The sequence below is a fragment of the Luteibacter sp. TLI7-4A genome, assembly GCF_056754745.1.
The window spans coordinates 1,262,691-1,277,168 of sequence record NZ_JBPGWO010000001.1; the positions used below are offsets into that span (position 1 = coordinate 1,262,691).

Genomic DNA, 14,478 nt, shown 5'->3' on the forward strand with positions numbered 1-14,478 from the left:
CCCCATGACGCACCTGCCGCCTGAGGTTTGCCGTTCTGCCGGCGACGCTCGGAAGAGCGTCGCCCATTCTCCCCGTGAATGGCGTTTTTGCCGGGTCCGCGTGGGGCGGCCCGGCAGTTCTTTCCGGGACACATCATGGCGCGTCTGAAGAAAGTGTTGATCGTGGGAGGGGGCACCGCCGGTTGGCTGGCGGCGTGCTATCTGGCCAAGGCGGTCAACGCGGTCGATCCCCGGAGCGTGCAGGTGCATCTGGTGGAATCGCCGGACATCGGCCTGCTCGGCGTGGGCGAAGCCACGTTTCCCTCCATTCGCGGCACGCTGTCGGCCATCGGCCTGGACGAGCGTCGCTTCCTGGTCGGTGCCACCGCGACATACAAGCAGGGCATTCACTATCGTCATTGGGTGCGGCCGCCCGGAACACCCGGCGCGGACCATTTCTTTCATCCCTTCAACGTACCCAGCCAGCGTCCGGGCGGCCCCGAGTTGTTGCCGTACTGGCTGCTGGGTGCCGCCCCGGAAGGCATGCCGTTCGCCGATGCCGTGTCGATGCAGAGCATCCTGGTCGATTATTCGCGCGCTCCCAAGCGCGCAAGGGACGCGGACTACCAGGGACCGATGAATCACGCCTTCCACTTCGATGCCGCCTGCTTCGCACGCGTGCTCGCCGAGCACGGCCAGCAGGCGCTCGGCGTGGTTCGGCATGTGGCGACGGTGGAGCGCACGGAACTGGACGAGGACGGAGCCATCGCGCGCGTGGTGACGAAGGAGAAGGGTGAGCTGACCGCCGATCTCTACGTCGACTGCACCGGGCTACGCGGGATGTTGATCGGCAACGTGATGCAGTCCCCCTTCCGCAGCCGGGCGGACGTGCTCTTCGCCGATCGCGCCGTGGCCATGCAGGTGCCGTACGACACCCCCGATGCACCGATCCCCTCGTACACCATCTCCACCGCCCAGGAGGCAGGCTGGATCTGGGACATCGGCTTGCAGAAGCGGCGTGGCTCCGGCTATGTCTATTCGTCGCGGCACACGACCGACGATCGTGCCGAGGAAGTCTTCCGGCGCTACCTGGGCCGTGCCGGCGAAGGCCTGAAGGCCATGCATATCAAGTTCGAGACGGGGTACCGCCCCGAGCACTGGCGCAAGAACTGCGTGGCGGTAGGCCTGGCCGGCGGCTTCGTCGAGCCGCTGGAATCCACCGGCATCGCGCTGATCGAGCTGGCGACCTATCTGCTCACGCACCTGTTGCCCGGCGATACCGACAATATGGAAAGCGCCGCGCGTCATTTCAACGAGATGATGGTGGCCCGCTACGACCGCATCATCGACTTCATCAAGATGCACTATTGCCTGAGCCAGCGGCGTGACTCACCGTTCTGGATCGACAACGCCGACTCAGCCAGCATTCCGCAAACGCTTCAGGAAAAGCTGGCGAAGTGGAAACGGCGTCCGCCGCACCGGTTGGATTTCATCAGCGACCTGGAAATGTTCATGACTTCCAGCTGGCAGTACATTCTGTATGGGATGGAGTTCAAGACCGATCTCGAGCCCATGCGCAGCGCTTATCCGCAGATGGAAGCGGCGCGCCAGGAGTTCGCGATGATCCAGCAGGCGGCCATTCGTGCGCTTGACGACCTGCCGGACCATCGTGCGCTTGTCGAACAGTTGTGCCGAGAGCATGTGCAGCGCAAGCCGTCGGATGCGGGCATCGTGGCTTCCGCTTCCCGCTGAAACGCGTCACAACAGCACTTGCCGTGTCCGCGCAAGGAACTGGTGGATCTCGGCCTCGGTCCTCGTATCGATCATGTACACCGGCCGCTTTCCGTTAGGGCAGGGCAACCGTGGTGTCGTGCCGAACAGGCGGCAGATCAGCGGGCGTTCCCCGTAGACCTCGCAACCATGCTTGCCCAGGTACGGACAGCTCAGGTCGGACAGTGCCTTGTCGTGTTCGGCCTCGGTTCGGGTGGGCAACCTCGCCACTTCTTCCGACGAAGCGGTCACCGGCCCGCAACAGTCATGGCAGCCCACGATGCAGGTGAACGTGGGGATGCGCCGGCGCAGCGACTCGATGGTCCGGTCATTTGGTGTCATCGGGTTTCGACCCTTTCTTGTTCTCGGCAGAAGAATGCCTGACGCTCAGCTCTTGCGAGAGTGCCAACGCGGCCTCGTAGTGGTCGACGAAATACAACTCGCCCTCACGCGGGTGCAATGCCATGGCCCGGATCACCTTTTGTGGCTGCGGTTGCAGGCCGGAGACGACGAGTACGATGCCGCGTCTGCGACAGCGCTCCAGCAAGGTCTTGAGGGCATGGACACCGCTGGCATCGATGATGGGTACCAGCCGCATGCGAAGAATGAAGACGCTGGGTGGCTTCTGAAACTGGTCGAGCAGATCGTCCAGCCGATTGGCCGCACCGAAGAACAACGGGCCGCTGATCTGGAACACCTCGACGCCGTCCGGCAGCCGGGCACGTTGTGAAGCGTCATCACTCATGGCGCGTTCGTCACCGTTTTCATCCAGCAGCTTGATGCCCGTGTTGACCTCGACCGTCTCCGCCATGCGAAACATGAAGACGAAGGCCGATACCACCAGGCCCACTTCGATCGCGATGGTGAGATCGAAGAATACGGTGAGGCCGAAGGTCAGCAGCAACACCAGTCCATCGCCTTTGGGCGCCGACAGGGTGTGACGAAAATGGTCGATCTCGCTCATGTTCCAGGCCACCACCAGCAGTACGGCGGCCAGGGCGGCGAGGGGCACGAACTTCATCAGGGGCGCCAGGGCCAGCATGAACACCAGCAGCAGGGCGGCGTGGATGATGCCGGCCAGCGGTGTCTTGCCACCGGCCCGTATGTTGGTCGCGGTGCGCGCGATGGCGCCGGTTGCGGGAAGGCCGCCGAACAAGGCGGAGCCGACATTGGCGATGCCCTGTGCCACCAGTTCGCCATTGGACCGGTGCCGGCCGCCCGTCATGCCATCCGCCACCACGGCCGACAACAGCGATTCCACGCCCGCGAGAAAGGCGATGGTGAACGCGCTCGGCAACAGTTCGCGCGTGCGCTCGAAGGGAATATGCGGCACGTCGAACGTCGGCAGCGCCGAAGGCAATCCGCCGAACCGACTGCCGATCGTCTCGGCGGGTAGAGCGAAGCCCACGCACAGCGCGGTGCAGACGAGCAGGGCTATCAGGAAGCCGGGCCATCCGGGCCGCCAGCGTCGTATCGCCGCGATCACGGCAAGACCGATCACCGTAAGCCCCACGGTCGCTGGCTGCATGGTGGGAAGCTGGTGCACATAGGCGATCCAGCGCTCGAGAAAGTCGGCGGGCACGGTGGCCATGGACAACCCGAGTGCGTCCTTGATCTGGCTGGAAAAGATGCTGACAGCGATCCCCGCGGTGAACCCCGTGATGACCGGTTGGGGCATGTACTTCATCAGGGTGCCGAGCCGCAAGAGCCCGGCAGCGATCAACATCAGGCCGGCGAGAAGCGTGCACAGGACCAGGCCGCCGAAACCGAACTTCTGGATGACCACGAACACCACGGGGATGAACGCCGCGGTGGGGCCGCCAATCTGTACGCGCGAGCCCCCCAGGGCTGATATCAGGAAGCCCGCGACGATGGCGGTGTAGAGGCCTTTTTCCGGCGTGGTGCCACTGGCGATCGCCAGCGCCATGGCCAGCGGCAACGCCACGATGGCGACGGTCAGGCCTGCGATCGCGTCGCCGCGAAGGTCGCGCCAGCGATAGCCTTCGGAGAACACGGTGTACAGCTTCGGCAGATACAGGCGCAGGTAGTTGCGAGCGGCCTCCGCGTCCATCGTTTCCCCTGGGGTAAGGCAAATAGAGTGTGAATCGTATTATAATAGAATGCATACTCCATGTGATTCAGGCTGTCCGGGTATGCCCACCGAAAACCGTACCGCTCGACTAACCATCCTGATCGACCCACGCAAGAAGGCGGTTCTCGAGCGCCTGTGCGCAGAAGCGGACACGACACCGTCCCAGGTCGTGCGCGGCCTCATCAGGGAATACATAGAGCGCGCCTCGGGGCGTCCCTGGCATGCGGAGGACGAGGCTTTGCCCGATGAAGCATCCGGGCCCCGCTCCAGAAAGAAATAACGTATCTGCCCTACCGATCAAGAGAGCCTTTGCATGGAAACCTCAGATATCCCGGCGTGTCCGCTTTGCGCCATGGAAAACACGTATCCCGACGGCGACATGTACATTTGTCCGGATTGCGCGCACGAATGGTTCCCGCTGTCGGCGAAGGTCGAAGAGGGGCCGGTAACGGTGCGCGATGTCAACGGCAACGTGCTCAATGACGGCGATTCCGTCGTGGTGATCAAGGACCTGAAGGTAAAAGGCTCGTCGCTCACGCTAAAGCAAGGGTCGATCATCCGTGGCATCCGCCTGGTGGATGGCGATGCCGAGCACATCGAAGGGAATTCGGAGAAGATCAAGGGCCTCGTACTCAAGGTGTGCTTCTTGAAAAAGGCCTGAGAGCCTCGCCGTCATGGGCGATCTTCTTCCGGAACGTCAATCAGTCCGTTTGAATGTCGCGAGCCACCTCGAGACAGAACTCGACGAACTTTTCAACCTTGAGCGGCGTGAATTTCCTCGAGGGCCAAACGATGTACAGCGGAAAGGTCTCGCCCGGCCATTCCGGAAAAAGGTCCACGAGCGTGCCGCGGCGCAGTTCGTCTCGCACACTGATCGCCAATACCTGAGTGACTCCGCCCCCAGCCAGACACGCTCCGATCTTCGTATCCACGTCGGAGAAAGTCAGTTTGCCGGCCGTGCTGACGGGAAGTGTCTCTCCGGGGCGCTGAAACTCCCAGTCGAAGGGGCGGCCGCTCTGGGGATCCACGAATTGCAGGCAGTTGTGGTTGGATAATTCCGACGGATGAGCAGGGCGTCCGCATCTCTCCAGATAGGCGGGAGATGCCACGGTGAGCACGCGCGTCTCGAGAAGGCGGCGGGAAATCATGCTCGATGACGGCTGGGCACCGAATCGGACAGCGACATCCACCCCATCGGCATTCAGGTCGCCGGCGTCCGAATGCTGACTGATATGAAGATCGAGAGCCGGATGGCGCCGGGCGAACTCAGGCAGTCGCGAGCTCAGGATATGGCGTGCGAACGCAGCCGCCACGCTCGCGCGTAGTAGTCCGGTGACCTCCGACGCATTGCGTGAAGCAGCCGTTGCGGCTTCCTCGATGGCTGCCAGGTGAGGCGCCGCCATCTCATACAAGCGGCTCCCTTCGGCCGTCAGCTTCAGCGCGCGGGTCGAGCGGGCGATAAGCCGGATGGCCATGCGCGCTTCGAGGCGTGAAATGGCCCGACTCACACCCGAAGGCGAAAGGCCCAGAAGCGTACCCGCCCGCGTGAAGCTGCCGTGTTCCACCACGGCGGCGAGGATGGTTACGCCCGAAAGCAAGCGCGCGTCGATCGGCATGGGTGCACTCTTGAAAAAATGCAAAGAAAGCTTGAGCCATTTGCATCTAATCACAGGTGGTCCCCCGCGGCTACAGTCGATCGTCGGCAAGGCCTTCCCCGACCCGCCTTGCCCTATCCGCAATCGACTATTGAAAGGTGACCTATGTTCGCTATTACAGCCATTACCGGGCGCGTCGGCGGTGAGCTCGCCAACACCTTGCTCGGCGCAGGGAGGAGCGTTCGCGCGATCGTCCGGGACGAAAGCAAGGGCCAGCCATGGGCCGCGAAGGGCTGCGAGGTAGCCGTCGCCGACTTCGACGACGCGGAATCGCTCACCGAGGCACTGCGTGGTGTGGAGGGGGCTTTTATCCTTTTCCCCCCGATCTACGACTCGGAGCCAACCTTCCCGGAGCTACGGCCCCGCATCGAGGCGGTTCGCCGCGCCCTGACCCGGGCGCGACCGGGCAAGGTCGTGGTGCTGTCGACGGTCGGTGCCGAGGCGACCCGGCCCAATCTCTTGAACGCGCTCGGGATGGTCGAAGCGGCCTTGGCGGACGTGATGCTTCCCATCACGTTTCTGCGCGCCGCCTGGTTTATCGAGAACGCGGAGTGGGATATCGCATCGGCGCGCGACGAAGGCGTGCTGCATTCCTATCTTCAGCCACTCGATCATGAAGTGCCGATGATTTCCACCGTAGACGTCGGCCGCACCGCCGCCGCACTGCTGATGGAACATTGGGATGGACACCGGATCGTCGAACTGGAGGCCGCCGAGCGCGTGACGCCCGACCAGATGGCGGCGGCGCTCGGCCGCGCCTTGGGTCGGAACGTCCGTGCGCAGATCGTTCCGCGTGAGCAGTGGGAAGGCATCTTCCGACAGCAGGGTATGCGTCATCCCACACTGCGCATGCAGATGATCGACGGTTTCAATGAGGGCTGGATCGACTTCGAGGACCGGGGAGCCCATGCCCGAAAGGGGCAGGTCTCCCTGGACGAAGCGATCACCCGCCTGGTCGAACGGAAGGGTTGAGGGATAGGCCATGCGGTCGACTGCCGCCTCGCGCATCTTTGGCATGTAATGGAACCGTCACCAGGCAGGGCGGCGCGCGCGAGGGGGAATCATGAACGTCATCGACGCCGGCCGCGTGCCGGTCATCGTCATGGGCCAAGGGGCCACGGCGCTCGGCATCCTGCGTGCCGTGACGATGGCCGGGATTCCCGTCTATATGGCATGCCCGCCCGACGATCTCACGACGCGATCGCGCTGGTACCGTCCTGTCCCGGGAGCTTCATGGGATGGTCGCCCGGGCCCCGCCGCGGAGGATGCGTTGCGCGCGGTGCCGCTGGAGCGTGCGGTCCTGATCGCCGGCGCGGACGACATCGCCATGTGGCTGTCCGGCCTGCCGTCCGATCTCCAGGAACGATTCCGGGTATCCACCGCCAGTCGTGCGGTCCAGGCGCTCCTGCAGGACAAGGCCACCTTTGCCCGCCACCTCGAGCGCCTGGGCATTCCACACCCTCGAACCTTCCATCTGGGTTCGCTTGCCGAGGTCGATGCGGTTCCCATGGAAACGCTCCAGCGCGTCTTCATCAAGCCTGTGAATTCGCAGCGTTTCAGCGACGTCGTGGGCGTCAAGGGCGTATGGGTCCGCACTCGGGACGAGCTGAGAGACACGTGGGCCCGTCTGCATGCCCAGGGCTTCTCGCTCATGGCCCAGGAATACATCCCCGGACCCGCGACCGAGCATTTCTTCGTGGACGGATTCCGCGACGCCAGCGGCGCCTATCCCGGGCTGTTCGTTCGCCAGCGGATGCGCATGTCTCCGCCCGATTTCGGAAACAGCTCCTGCTCGTGCTCGGTTCCGCTGGATCGGGCGGAGGAGGCGGTGGGGCAGGTGCGCCGCCTGCTCGACGACGTGGGTTACCGTGGCATCTTCAGCGCTGAATTCAAGCGCGATCCGCGAGACGGGCAGTTCAGGATCATCGAAGTCAACACGCGCGCATGGACGTATGTCGAATTCGCTGCCCGTCATGGGGTGAACGTGTGCGAGATGGCCTGGCGGGATGCGCTGGGCGAGCCGGTGCGAATGGCCTCACGACGTTATCCGACCGGCAAGTTGTGCGTCGATCTCCACCATGACCTGTCCAGCCTCGGGCGAACGCCAAAGCAGGAAATCGGCGGCGTCTTACGGTTGGCGATGCAGTGGGCGAGGGCGGATCTGCACGTATTCCGGTGGAGCGATCCGCGCCCCGCCTTGTACGTGCTCGGGTCCTTGCTGCACAAACGTGTCGTGCGCAAGCGCGACACGGCCTTGGCGGCAAGGCAAGGAACCTCGGCCTGAGACACGTCTGTCCTGACTAGTGCGACGCGAAGAGCGTCTGGCCAGGCCGTGACCGAACCCCTGGCTGTCATCAGGTCATCCGCTTGCAAGTCACCCATGCATGCCGTACAGTGAACCATATGGTTCACTATCAAGCCCGCCTCGACGCCACCTTCGCCGCACTCTCCGATGTCACCCGACGCGGGGTGCTGGAGCAGCTTGGGGATTCGGACGCCTCGATCACCGACCTTGCCCAACGGTTTCACATGACCCTCACGGGCATGAAGAAGCACGTCAGCATCCTGGAGCAGGCCGGGCTCGTGACCACCGAAAAGGTCGGGCGAGTACGAACCTGCAAGCTCGGACAGCGCCGGCTGGAAGAAGAGGCCGCCTGGATCGAGCGGCACCGCCAACTCTGGAGCGCGCGTTTCGACGCGCTGGACGAGCTTGTCGAACACCTGAAACGCAAGGAGAAGGCAGATGACCAACGCAAGAAAAGGTAGTGCCGCCGTGAACCAGACCGCCGTGAACCGCAAATCCGATCGCGAGCTCGTCGTGACGCGAACGTTCGATGCTCCCGTGCACATCGTCTTCGAAGCATGGAGCAAGCCCGAGTTGTTCAAACTCTGGTGGGTTCCGAAGTCGGCGGGCATGTCGCTGGTTTCGTGCGACATGGATATTCGCACCGGAGGCACGTACCGGCTCGTGTTCAGCCATCCGACCTTCGATCAGCCGATGTCGTTCTTCGGTACCTACAAAGAGGTCACGCGAGACAAGCGGCTGGTATGGACGAATGAGGAGAGCGACCAGGGCGCCGTGACCACGGTCACGTTCGAAGAACATGCCGGCAAGACGCTGGTCACCCTGCACGAAATCTACCCCACCAGTGCGGCCCGCGACGAAGCCATCGCTGGTTCGGCGGAAGGCCTGCCCGAACAGTTCGCGCAGCTGGACGAGTTGCTCGCAGCCAGAGCCGCGTAAGGACGATCGTCGCTGGCCGGCATGCCAGGGGGAAGGGGGGCCGCCTGGCCACCGCCTGGGGTGACGAACCGCACTTGCCGGCGATCGCGAGGCTGCCTATCGTGCGCCCTCGGCATGCCGCTGACAGGGGAGGGGACGCTGTGGAAACCGTGCTGCTTCGTACGTCGATCTTGCTTTACGCCCTGGTTCTGGCAAGCGTTCCGCTGCAGCCTGCCGTTGCGCAGAGCGCTTCCCCCGCCGCGGCTCCCGCCATCACGAGCGCGACGGAAACACCCGCGGCGCGTCCCTCGGATGTTGCTTCGATGGGCGCGATCATCGAAGCCGTCTACGACGTGATTTCAGGTCCCAAGGGCCAGGAGCGCGACTGGAACCGGATGCGTTCGCTGTTCGTGCCAGGCGCGCGCCTCATTTCAGCGCATACGGGGAAGGACGGTGTCACCTCGGCGCATGTCATGAGCGTGGACGACTACATCCGGCTGGGCGATCCTTTGCTGAAGAAGGACGGGTTCTTCGAGCGCGAGGCGCATCGCACGGAAGATCGCTTTGGCGACATCGCCCAGGTATTCAGCACGTACGAGTCGCGCCACGAGAAGGATGGCAAGCCCTTCCAGCGGGGCATCAACAGTTTCCAGCTTTTGTTCGACGGCAAGCGCTGGTGGGTGGTGACGATCTACTGGCAAGGCGAGCGGCCGGAGTTCCCGATTCCGAAGCAGTACGGCGGCTGATCGAACACGATTTTTCGTGCCCCGGTGCGAGAGCCTGGTGCCTATAAAGCAACTTGTCGAGAAACGCTGACGACTACGAACGGATGGATGAGCTGCTTATCCGCTCGCTTGGCATCGCTGCCTCCATCCCGGCGATGACGATGGCGCCACCCTCCGGCATCGGCGACTGGCAGGGTATCTACGTGCTTGCCCCCTCCCGCATGGGAACTTTTGCCTACCTGGACTGGGTGCTGAACTTTGCAACCGTACGTTTCTGGCAAGTGGGTTATTGGCAGTGGTGACAGGGGCATTGCCGCTCGCGATATCTTAGAAGGCGTGCCCAATAGCAGTGAATGTTTATTCATCGAAGAGGCCGAGTAGTCGCGCCCGATCGACTGCATGTCTACGCGTGCCCGCCGACAACTTCTGGAATAAATTCTTCAGGTGCCATTTGACGGTTTCGCTGCTGATATCCAGTGTGCGGGCGATCAGCTTGTTCGGCATGCCCTTGCCCAGCAGCTGGAGGATCTCGGCTTCTTTCGCCGTTAGCAGGCCCTGCCGTATCGAGACGGAGGGTGAGGCTTCAGTGCGGCCCGGGTATGCGGTGACTCGCTCACGGCCTGACGATGGCGGGAGTTCCTCGGCCATGTGCACCGCTTCCGGGTGCGTGTCGACCAGCAGCCGTACATTGCCGCCAAGATGGGCCAAGCCAATCGCTTCCGACATCAGCGCGGCCGCTTCGGCCGTGCCGCGCCGCCGTGCCAGTACCGCACGCAGCACCTTGAGTGCGTGCACATCCTGATTGCGGCTCAACTGGTGAGCGAGCGAGTCCGCGACTTTCAGCTGCCGCTCCACCTCGTCGAAATGATGCCGGACGAAGAATGCATATCCCTTGGCGATCGCGGACGCCAGGGAATATTGGGCCATAAACGGCTTGTAAGCCTTGCGCCGGAACATGGGGCCGAGCTGGTCCAGCGTCGCCACCAGCCTTTCCACCGTCTCGGCGCGTCCGCTTAATGCATGGATGCGTATCCGCTCGGCCAGGCCGTGCAGCTGCAGACGTGGCGATTTGCGCTGCTTCGCCAGCTCGTCGAGACGGTCGAGCAAGGCCAGGGCGCGCCGCTCGTCGCCCTTGTCGAGTGCGATGCGGACCAACACGTAATACGCCGTCAGGATAATGTCGGGGTAGCAGCCGTCGATGACGTCGAGCCGATTGGCCAGCAGCGCCTGCGCCGTTTCCGGCTGTCCGCGCTGCAAGGTGGCGGCGGCGAGCACCGAGGCATACGTGCAAGCGATCGTGCTGCGCCGGCCTTCCTCCATCTCTGCCGCTGCCAGCAGGGGACTCAGCGTGAGTTCGGTGAGGTAAGCATTGCCATCCCACAAATGGCTGAGGCCGACCATCACCTTCGACAAGGCTGCGGTAAGCCGGAGGGATCCGCTCTCGCCCAGTGTCGCCACTTGCGCAGCCAGCTCGCGCACCTTGCCGGTAAGGCCTGCATGCAGCGCGACGATGGCGCTACCGGTCATCGGTGCGGCGAAGTACACCGGCTCATCGGACTGTGTCGCCGGCTGCGGCCATCGGGCGACCAGTTCGGGCACCAATCCGAGACGGTCGGTATAGATCGCCGCGGCGCCAGCCACCCATAACGCGACCATCAGCCGCTGTGGCGTGTTTGTCGGGTCGGCCGCCGCCTTGAGGCCGATCCGCAGCGCTTCCTCATGGCGCTCGCCGAGCGCCCAGACCCAGGCGGCGACCAGCTTGAACGACATGTCCCTGGCCAGCAGCCGTGGCGGAATGCGCGCCAGCCATTCCCGCGCCTCGGCCAGCCGCCCCTGCGTACCGAGCATCCACATCGCACGCATGGCATAGGCATAGGCCTGTTCTTCATTGCCGGTGGCCAGCGCGTGGCGCGCCGCTTCGTGGAAGCGATCGCGTTCGGCAAACCAATACGACGCGCGAGTATGCAATTCGATCTGTTCGGAGCGAGGCAGGGCCTCGAAACGCTCCAGTAGGAATTCCCGCGCCAATGGATGCAGACGAATCCAGTCCTCCCGTCCCCCCATCATCATGAAAGGGGTTTCCCGGGCAAGCGTGTCGAGCAGGGTTTCAGCGCACGGGTGGCCGGTCACGGCTTTGCAAAGATCGGCGTGGAGGTAGTCGAGCATGGCGATGCGAATCAGGAAGTTCGCGTCCGCCTCGGAGAGACCGGAGAGCAGGGCGTCGGCGAAATAGCTCTGCAGGTCGCCGTGGCGGGCCGAGAAGGTAGAAGCCGCAAGTGCCGCATCGTCGGCGTATTCAATCCTGGAGATGGCGAATTGCAAGCCGATCGGCCAGCCCTGCACGGTATCGTGCAGCTTGGCGGACTGATGCACGCTCAGGCGGGCCCCCAGGCGTCTGTCGAGAATGTCGATGGATTCCTCGAGTCGGAAGCGCAGATCGTCGGCTTTCAGCACGGCCAGATTGCCCTTGGCCACCAGTTCCGCGATCGAAAGAGGCAGTAGCACGCGCGATCCGATCACCACGTGCAGATTCGCCGGCGCGTTGAGCAGAAGGTATTGGAGCGAGGTGAACACAGTCGGCTCAGGCAGGCGTTCGGCGTCGTCGATTATCAGCACCGTGTCGGTGCCTAGTAGCGCGATTTCTCCCAACAGCGCGGTGAGGATCGCCACCTCTTGATCGCTGCTGGCCTGGCATTCGGCAGCGAGCCTGCCAAATACCGCTTTCCCACTGACAAGGCCGACCGCGTGCAGCAGACCGAGCGTAAAACGCATCGGTTCGTCCTGGCGATCGATGCTCAGCCAGGCGACCAGCGCGCCCTGTTCCATCCACTGGCGCCGCCACTGCAGCAGCATGGTGGTCTTGCCGAAACCGGCGGGAGCCGCCACCAGGATTGCGACGCGTTCGCGGGCGGACGCCCAGAAAGGTTGAAGCCGATCACGTTTCGCCGCATCACGCAGCAGGCGCGGGGGCGTCGTCTTGAGAACCAGCTCGGGCTCAATCATGGGCTGGGGGGACACCGCAGCTCATGAGCCAGATGGCCGACGTGGAACCGCCCGCTTGCGCCGGTCGCCTTACCGGGAAAAGCCATGACACACCCCCCTATGAGCCCCCCGGCGCGGCACCGCCCCTGGGACGTCCGACAGCCGTGTTTAAAACGCCTTGTCAATCGCTGGCGGAATGATAATCTCCGCCGACAAGAAATTGCGAGGTAGCGTTTCCAGTATCCGGAGCAGGCAGATTCATCATGCGCCACGCCGTCGCTACGCCGTCGCTATCGCATCCCCCCCTTTATGGGTGGGGGGCGTGGGCACATTTTCGGCCAGACCAAAGGCAGAATGAAGCCCGACATTTCAGGCATGAGATCACCGCTTCGATGGATACAGGCGACCCCGGCATGAGTTAGGAGCGCTTGAGTAGAGGGTGTGCGTTCGCGGATCGACCAGGGTAGATGCCGATCCACAACCTTGCAGGTGCGCACTTCGGGGGAGGGGGACAATGAGGTTCCTGATTGCCGACGTTCATCCCATTATTCTTGTGGCGTTATCCGACATGCTGCGGACGGAATTTCGCGACAGGATCTCGCGGATCGATACGGCTGCCGGTGAGTCCGGCTTGCTGCGCCAGCTGGAGGCAACTCGTTACGACTACCTTGTCCTGGAACCGGACATCGCGACGGCATCCAAAGGCGTTCCGCTGTTCGACGCCGTGCGGGGTGCGGGTCCACGATTGAAGCTGATCGTCTATACCGGCAACACGAGCTCCTGCGCGGCGTTGGCGGCGCTGGACCACGGTGCAGTGGCGTACATTTCCAAATGCAGCGAGCCGCGGTCGGCCATTGACGCCATCAAAGCCGTTGTCGCGGGCAAGACCTACATCGATCCGTCGATCGATGTAGAAGCGGCCCGCAATCATCCCTGGTACCGCCTCAGCCAAGCCGAACGCCATGTCATGCTCGCGCTCGCCAGGGGTGAAAACATGCAAGCGCTCGCCATTGATAGCCAGCGCAGCTACAAGACGGTATCGACACACAAATACAACGCCTTCAAGAAACTCGGCCTGCGCTCGAAGGCCGAGATCGGTCTATTCCTCAATCACCACGGACTGGGCTTCCTCGTCGAACGACCGAGCGGTCATGTCATCCATGCGAACTGAAAACATCGAACGAAGGGGAAGCATGCCACCTGTCCATTTCATCTCCGGCCTGCCCAGGTCCGGCTCCACGCTGCTGGCGGCCCTGCTGCGCCAGAACCCGAGGTTCCACGCCCACATGAGTGGTCCGCTCGCCGGCATGGTCGACGCCATGTTGGGCGAGATGAGCGATCGCAACCAGTATTCGGCCTTCATCACGGACGAACAGCGCCGGCGTGTGCTCCGTGGCCTGTTCGCCGGGTACTACGGCGCGGAATACACCGCGGAGGTCGTCTTCGATACCAGCCGCACCTGGTGCGCGAAGATGCCGGTGTTGCGCGAGCTATTTCCGGATTTCAAGGTCATCGCCTGCGTGCGCCACGTTCCGTGGATCATCGACAGCCTGGAAAGGGCAGTGCAGAAGAACGCCTTGCGCCCATCCTTCATGTTCAATTTCCAGACCACCGGCACCATCTATCACCGGGTCGAGGGCTTCGCCACCGGCGAGGGCATCCTCGGGTATTCCTACAACGCCTTGAAGGACGCCTTCTTCGGCGACCACGCCTCGCACCTCATGCTCTTGCAGTACGAGACGCTGGTGCACGATCCGGCCATGGCCATGGCGGCGGTCTACGACTTCATTGGCGAGCCGGGCTTCCGGCACGATTTCGACAACGTACAGTTCGATGCCGGCGAATTCGACGAGCGCACCGGCATGCCGGGCCTGCACGCGGTCGGCAGCAGAGTCCTGGCGCGCGAACGCGCCACCGTGCTGCCCCCGGACATCTTTCGGCGCTTCGAGAACGATGCCTTCTGGCGCCACGCGTCTTCGAACTCCAGAGGAGTGCGCGTGGTGTGATTGGTGGTGGGCGATCACCCTAAGAGTTTTCCCAGTAGCCCGGCAA

General features: G+C 63.3%; 15 protein-coding genes. 11 read left to right on the forward strand and 4 right to left on the reverse strand.

Annotated features, from left to right (window positions below):
- Positions 1-135 precede the first annotated feature (135 nt).
- On the forward strand, positions 136-1,731 hold the full coding sequence (locus ACR9Y6_RS05585; RefSeq protein WP_481280391.1) for a tryptophan halogenase family protein: 1,596 nt from the start codon (positions 136-138) through the stop codon (positions 1,729-1,731).
- Positions 1,732-1,737: 6 nt separating this feature from the next.
- On the opposite strand, the gene ACR9Y6_RS05590 is transcribed toward ACR9Y6_RS05585, so the two are convergent.
- Positions 1,738-2,091 carry a YkgJ family cysteine cluster protein gene (locus tag ACR9Y6_RS05590; protein WP_481280392.1) on the reverse strand — a complete coding sequence of 118 codons (354 nt, stop codon included), beginning with the start codon at positions 2,089-2,091 and terminating at the stop codon, positions 1,738-1,740.
- Positions 2,078-3,820 carry a SulP family inorganic anion transporter gene (locus ACR9Y6_RS05595; protein WP_481280393.1) on the reverse strand — a complete coding sequence of 581 codons (1,743 nt, stop codon included), beginning with the start codon at positions 3,818-3,820 and terminating at the stop codon, positions 2,078-2,080. Before ACR9Y6_RS05595 ends, ACR9Y6_RS05590 begins: the two co-directional genes overlap by 14 nt.
- Positions 3,821-3,902: 82 nt before the next feature.
- On the opposite strand from ACR9Y6_RS05595, the gene ACR9Y6_RS05600 reads away from it, so the two are divergent.
- Positions 3,903-4,121 carry a CopG family transcriptional regulator gene (locus ACR9Y6_RS05600; RefSeq protein WP_481280394.1) on the forward strand — a complete coding sequence of 73 codons (219 nt, stop codon included), beginning with the start codon at positions 3,903-3,905 and terminating at the stop codon, positions 4,119-4,121.
- 33 nt (positions 4,122-4,154) lie between these two features.
- A complete protein-coding gene (locus ACR9Y6_RS05605; protein ID WP_481280395.1) occupies positions 4,155-4,502 on the forward strand; it encodes a zinc ribbon domain-containing protein YjdM in 348 nt (115 codons plus the stop codon).
- Positions 4,503-4,542: 40 nt separating this feature from the next.
- On the opposite strand, the gene ACR9Y6_RS05610 is transcribed toward ACR9Y6_RS05605, so the two are convergent.
- A complete protein-coding gene (locus tag ACR9Y6_RS05610; RefSeq protein WP_481280396.1) occupies positions 4,543-5,457 on the reverse strand; it encodes a LysR family transcriptional regulator in 915 nt (304 codons plus the stop codon).
- 144 nt (positions 5,458-5,601) lie between these two features.
- Between ACR9Y6_RS05610 and ACR9Y6_RS05615 the strand changes: the two genes are divergently transcribed.
- The 6 genes from ACR9Y6_RS05615 to ACR9Y6_RS05640 all read left to right on the forward strand — a co-directional run bounded on the left by ACR9Y6_RS05615 (position 5,602) and on the right by ACR9Y6_RS05640 (position 9,746).
- A complete protein-coding gene (locus ACR9Y6_RS05615; RefSeq protein WP_481280397.1) occupies positions 5,602-6,468 on the forward strand; it encodes an NmrA family NAD(P)-binding protein in 867 nt (288 codons plus the stop codon).
- 91 nt (positions 6,469-6,559) lie between these two features.
- Entirely contained in the window at positions 6,560-7,780 is a 1,221-nt protein-coding gene (locus ACR9Y6_RS05620; protein ID WP_481280398.1) for a carboxylate--amine ligase, read from the forward strand.
- Between the two features lie 119 nt (positions 7,781-7,899).
- Complete coding sequence (locus ACR9Y6_RS05625) at positions 7,900-8,262, forward strand: ArsR/SmtB family transcription factor (RefSeq protein WP_481282697.1); 363 nt, start codon at positions 7,900-7,902, stop codon at positions 8,260-8,262.
- Positions 8,240-8,740 (forward strand): SRPBCC family protein, encoded by a 501-nt coding sequence (locus ACR9Y6_RS05630; protein WP_481280399.1) that lies wholly within the window; start codon positions 8,240-8,242, stop codon positions 8,738-8,740. Before ACR9Y6_RS05625 ends, ACR9Y6_RS05630 begins: the two co-directional genes overlap by 23 nt.
- A 149-nt stretch (positions 8,741-8,889) precedes the next feature.
- Positions 8,890-9,465 carry a hypothetical protein gene (locus ACR9Y6_RS05635; RefSeq protein WP_481280400.1) on the forward strand — a complete coding sequence of 192 codons (576 nt, stop codon included), beginning with the start codon at positions 8,890-8,892 and terminating at the stop codon, positions 9,463-9,465.
- 83 nt (positions 9,466-9,548) lie between these two features.
- Complete coding sequence (locus ACR9Y6_RS05640) at positions 9,549-9,746, forward strand: hypothetical protein (protein WP_481280401.1); 198 nt, start codon at positions 9,549-9,551, stop codon at positions 9,744-9,746.
- A gap of 55 nt (positions 9,747-9,801) precedes the next feature.
- Here ACR9Y6_RS05640 and ACR9Y6_RS05645 read toward each other — a convergent pair whose 3' ends face one another.
- Complete coding sequence (locus ACR9Y6_RS05645) at positions 9,802-12,447, reverse strand: winged helix-turn-helix domain-containing protein (protein WP_481280402.1); 2,646 nt, start codon at positions 12,445-12,447, stop codon at positions 9,802-9,804.
- A gap of 493 nt (positions 12,448-12,940) precedes the next feature.
- Here ACR9Y6_RS05645 and ACR9Y6_RS05650 point away from each other — a divergent pair, with 493 nt between their 5' ends.
- Both ACR9Y6_RS05650 and ACR9Y6_RS05655 read left to right on the forward strand, forming a co-directional pair.
- On the forward strand, positions 12,941-13,597 hold the full coding sequence (locus ACR9Y6_RS05650; protein WP_481280403.1) for a response regulator: 657 nt from the start codon (positions 12,941-12,943) through the stop codon (positions 13,595-13,597).
- Between the two features lie 22 nt (positions 13,598-13,619).
- On the forward strand, positions 13,620-14,432 hold the full coding sequence (locus tag ACR9Y6_RS05655) for a sulfotransferase family protein (RefSeq protein ID WP_481280404.1): 813 nt from the start codon (positions 13,620-13,622) through the stop codon (positions 14,430-14,432).
- Positions 14,433-14,478 lie beyond the last annotated feature (46 nt).

Bases quoted from the DNA above. Each gene is read 5' to 3' on its own strand.
- ACR9Y6_RS05625 (WP_481282697.1), top strand. From the start codon at position 7,900: ATGGTTCACTATCAAGCCCGCCTCGACGCCACCTTCGCCGCACTCTCC.
- ACR9Y6_RS05585 (WP_481280391.1), top strand. From the start codon at position 136: ATGGCGCGTCTGAAGAAAGTGTTGATCGTGGGAGGGGGCACCGCCGGT.
- ACR9Y6_RS05650 (WP_481280403.1), top strand. From the start codon at position 12,941: ATGAGGTTCCTGATTGCCGACGTTCATCCCATTATTCTTGTGGCGTTA.
- ACR9Y6_RS05605 (WP_481280395.1), top strand. From the start codon at position 4,155: ATGGAAACCTCAGATATCCCGGCGTGTCCGCTTTGCGCCATGGAAAAC.
- ACR9Y6_RS05630 (WP_481280399.1), top strand. From the start codon at position 8,240: ATGACCAACGCAAGAAAAGGTAGTGCCGCCGTGAACCAGACCGCCGTG.
- ACR9Y6_RS05595 (WP_481280393.1), bottom strand. From the start codon at position 3,820: ATGGACGCGGAGGCCGCTCGCAACTACCTGCGCCTGTATCTGCCGAAG.
- ACR9Y6_RS05645 (WP_481280402.1), bottom strand. From the start codon at position 12,447: ATGATTGAGCCCGAGCTGGTTCTCAAGACGACGCCCCCGCGCCTGCTG.
- ACR9Y6_RS05615 (WP_481280397.1), top strand. From the start codon at position 5,602: ATGTTCGCTATTACAGCCATTACCGGGCGCGTCGGCGGTGAGCTCGCC.
- ACR9Y6_RS05590 (WP_481280392.1), bottom strand. From the start codon at position 2,091: ATGACACCAAATGACCGGACCATCGAGTCGCTGCGCCGGCGCATCCCC.
- ACR9Y6_RS05640 (WP_481280401.1), top strand. From the start codon at position 9,549: ATGGATGAGCTGCTTATCCGCTCGCTTGGCATCGCTGCCTCCATCCCG.
- ACR9Y6_RS05600 (WP_481280394.1), top strand. From the start codon at position 3,903: ATGCCCACCGAAAACCGTACCGCTCGACTAACCATCCTGATCGACCCA.
- ACR9Y6_RS05610 (WP_481280396.1), bottom strand. From the start codon at position 5,457: ATGCCGATCGACGCGCGCTTGCTTTCGGGCGTAACCATCCTCGCCGCC.
- ACR9Y6_RS05655 (WP_481280404.1), top strand. From the start codon at position 13,620: ATGCCACCTGTCCATTTCATCTCCGGCCTGCCCAGGTCCGGCTCCACG.
- ACR9Y6_RS05620 (WP_481280398.1), top strand. From the start codon at position 6,560: ATGAACGTCATCGACGCCGGCCGCGTGCCGGTCATCGTCATGGGCCAA.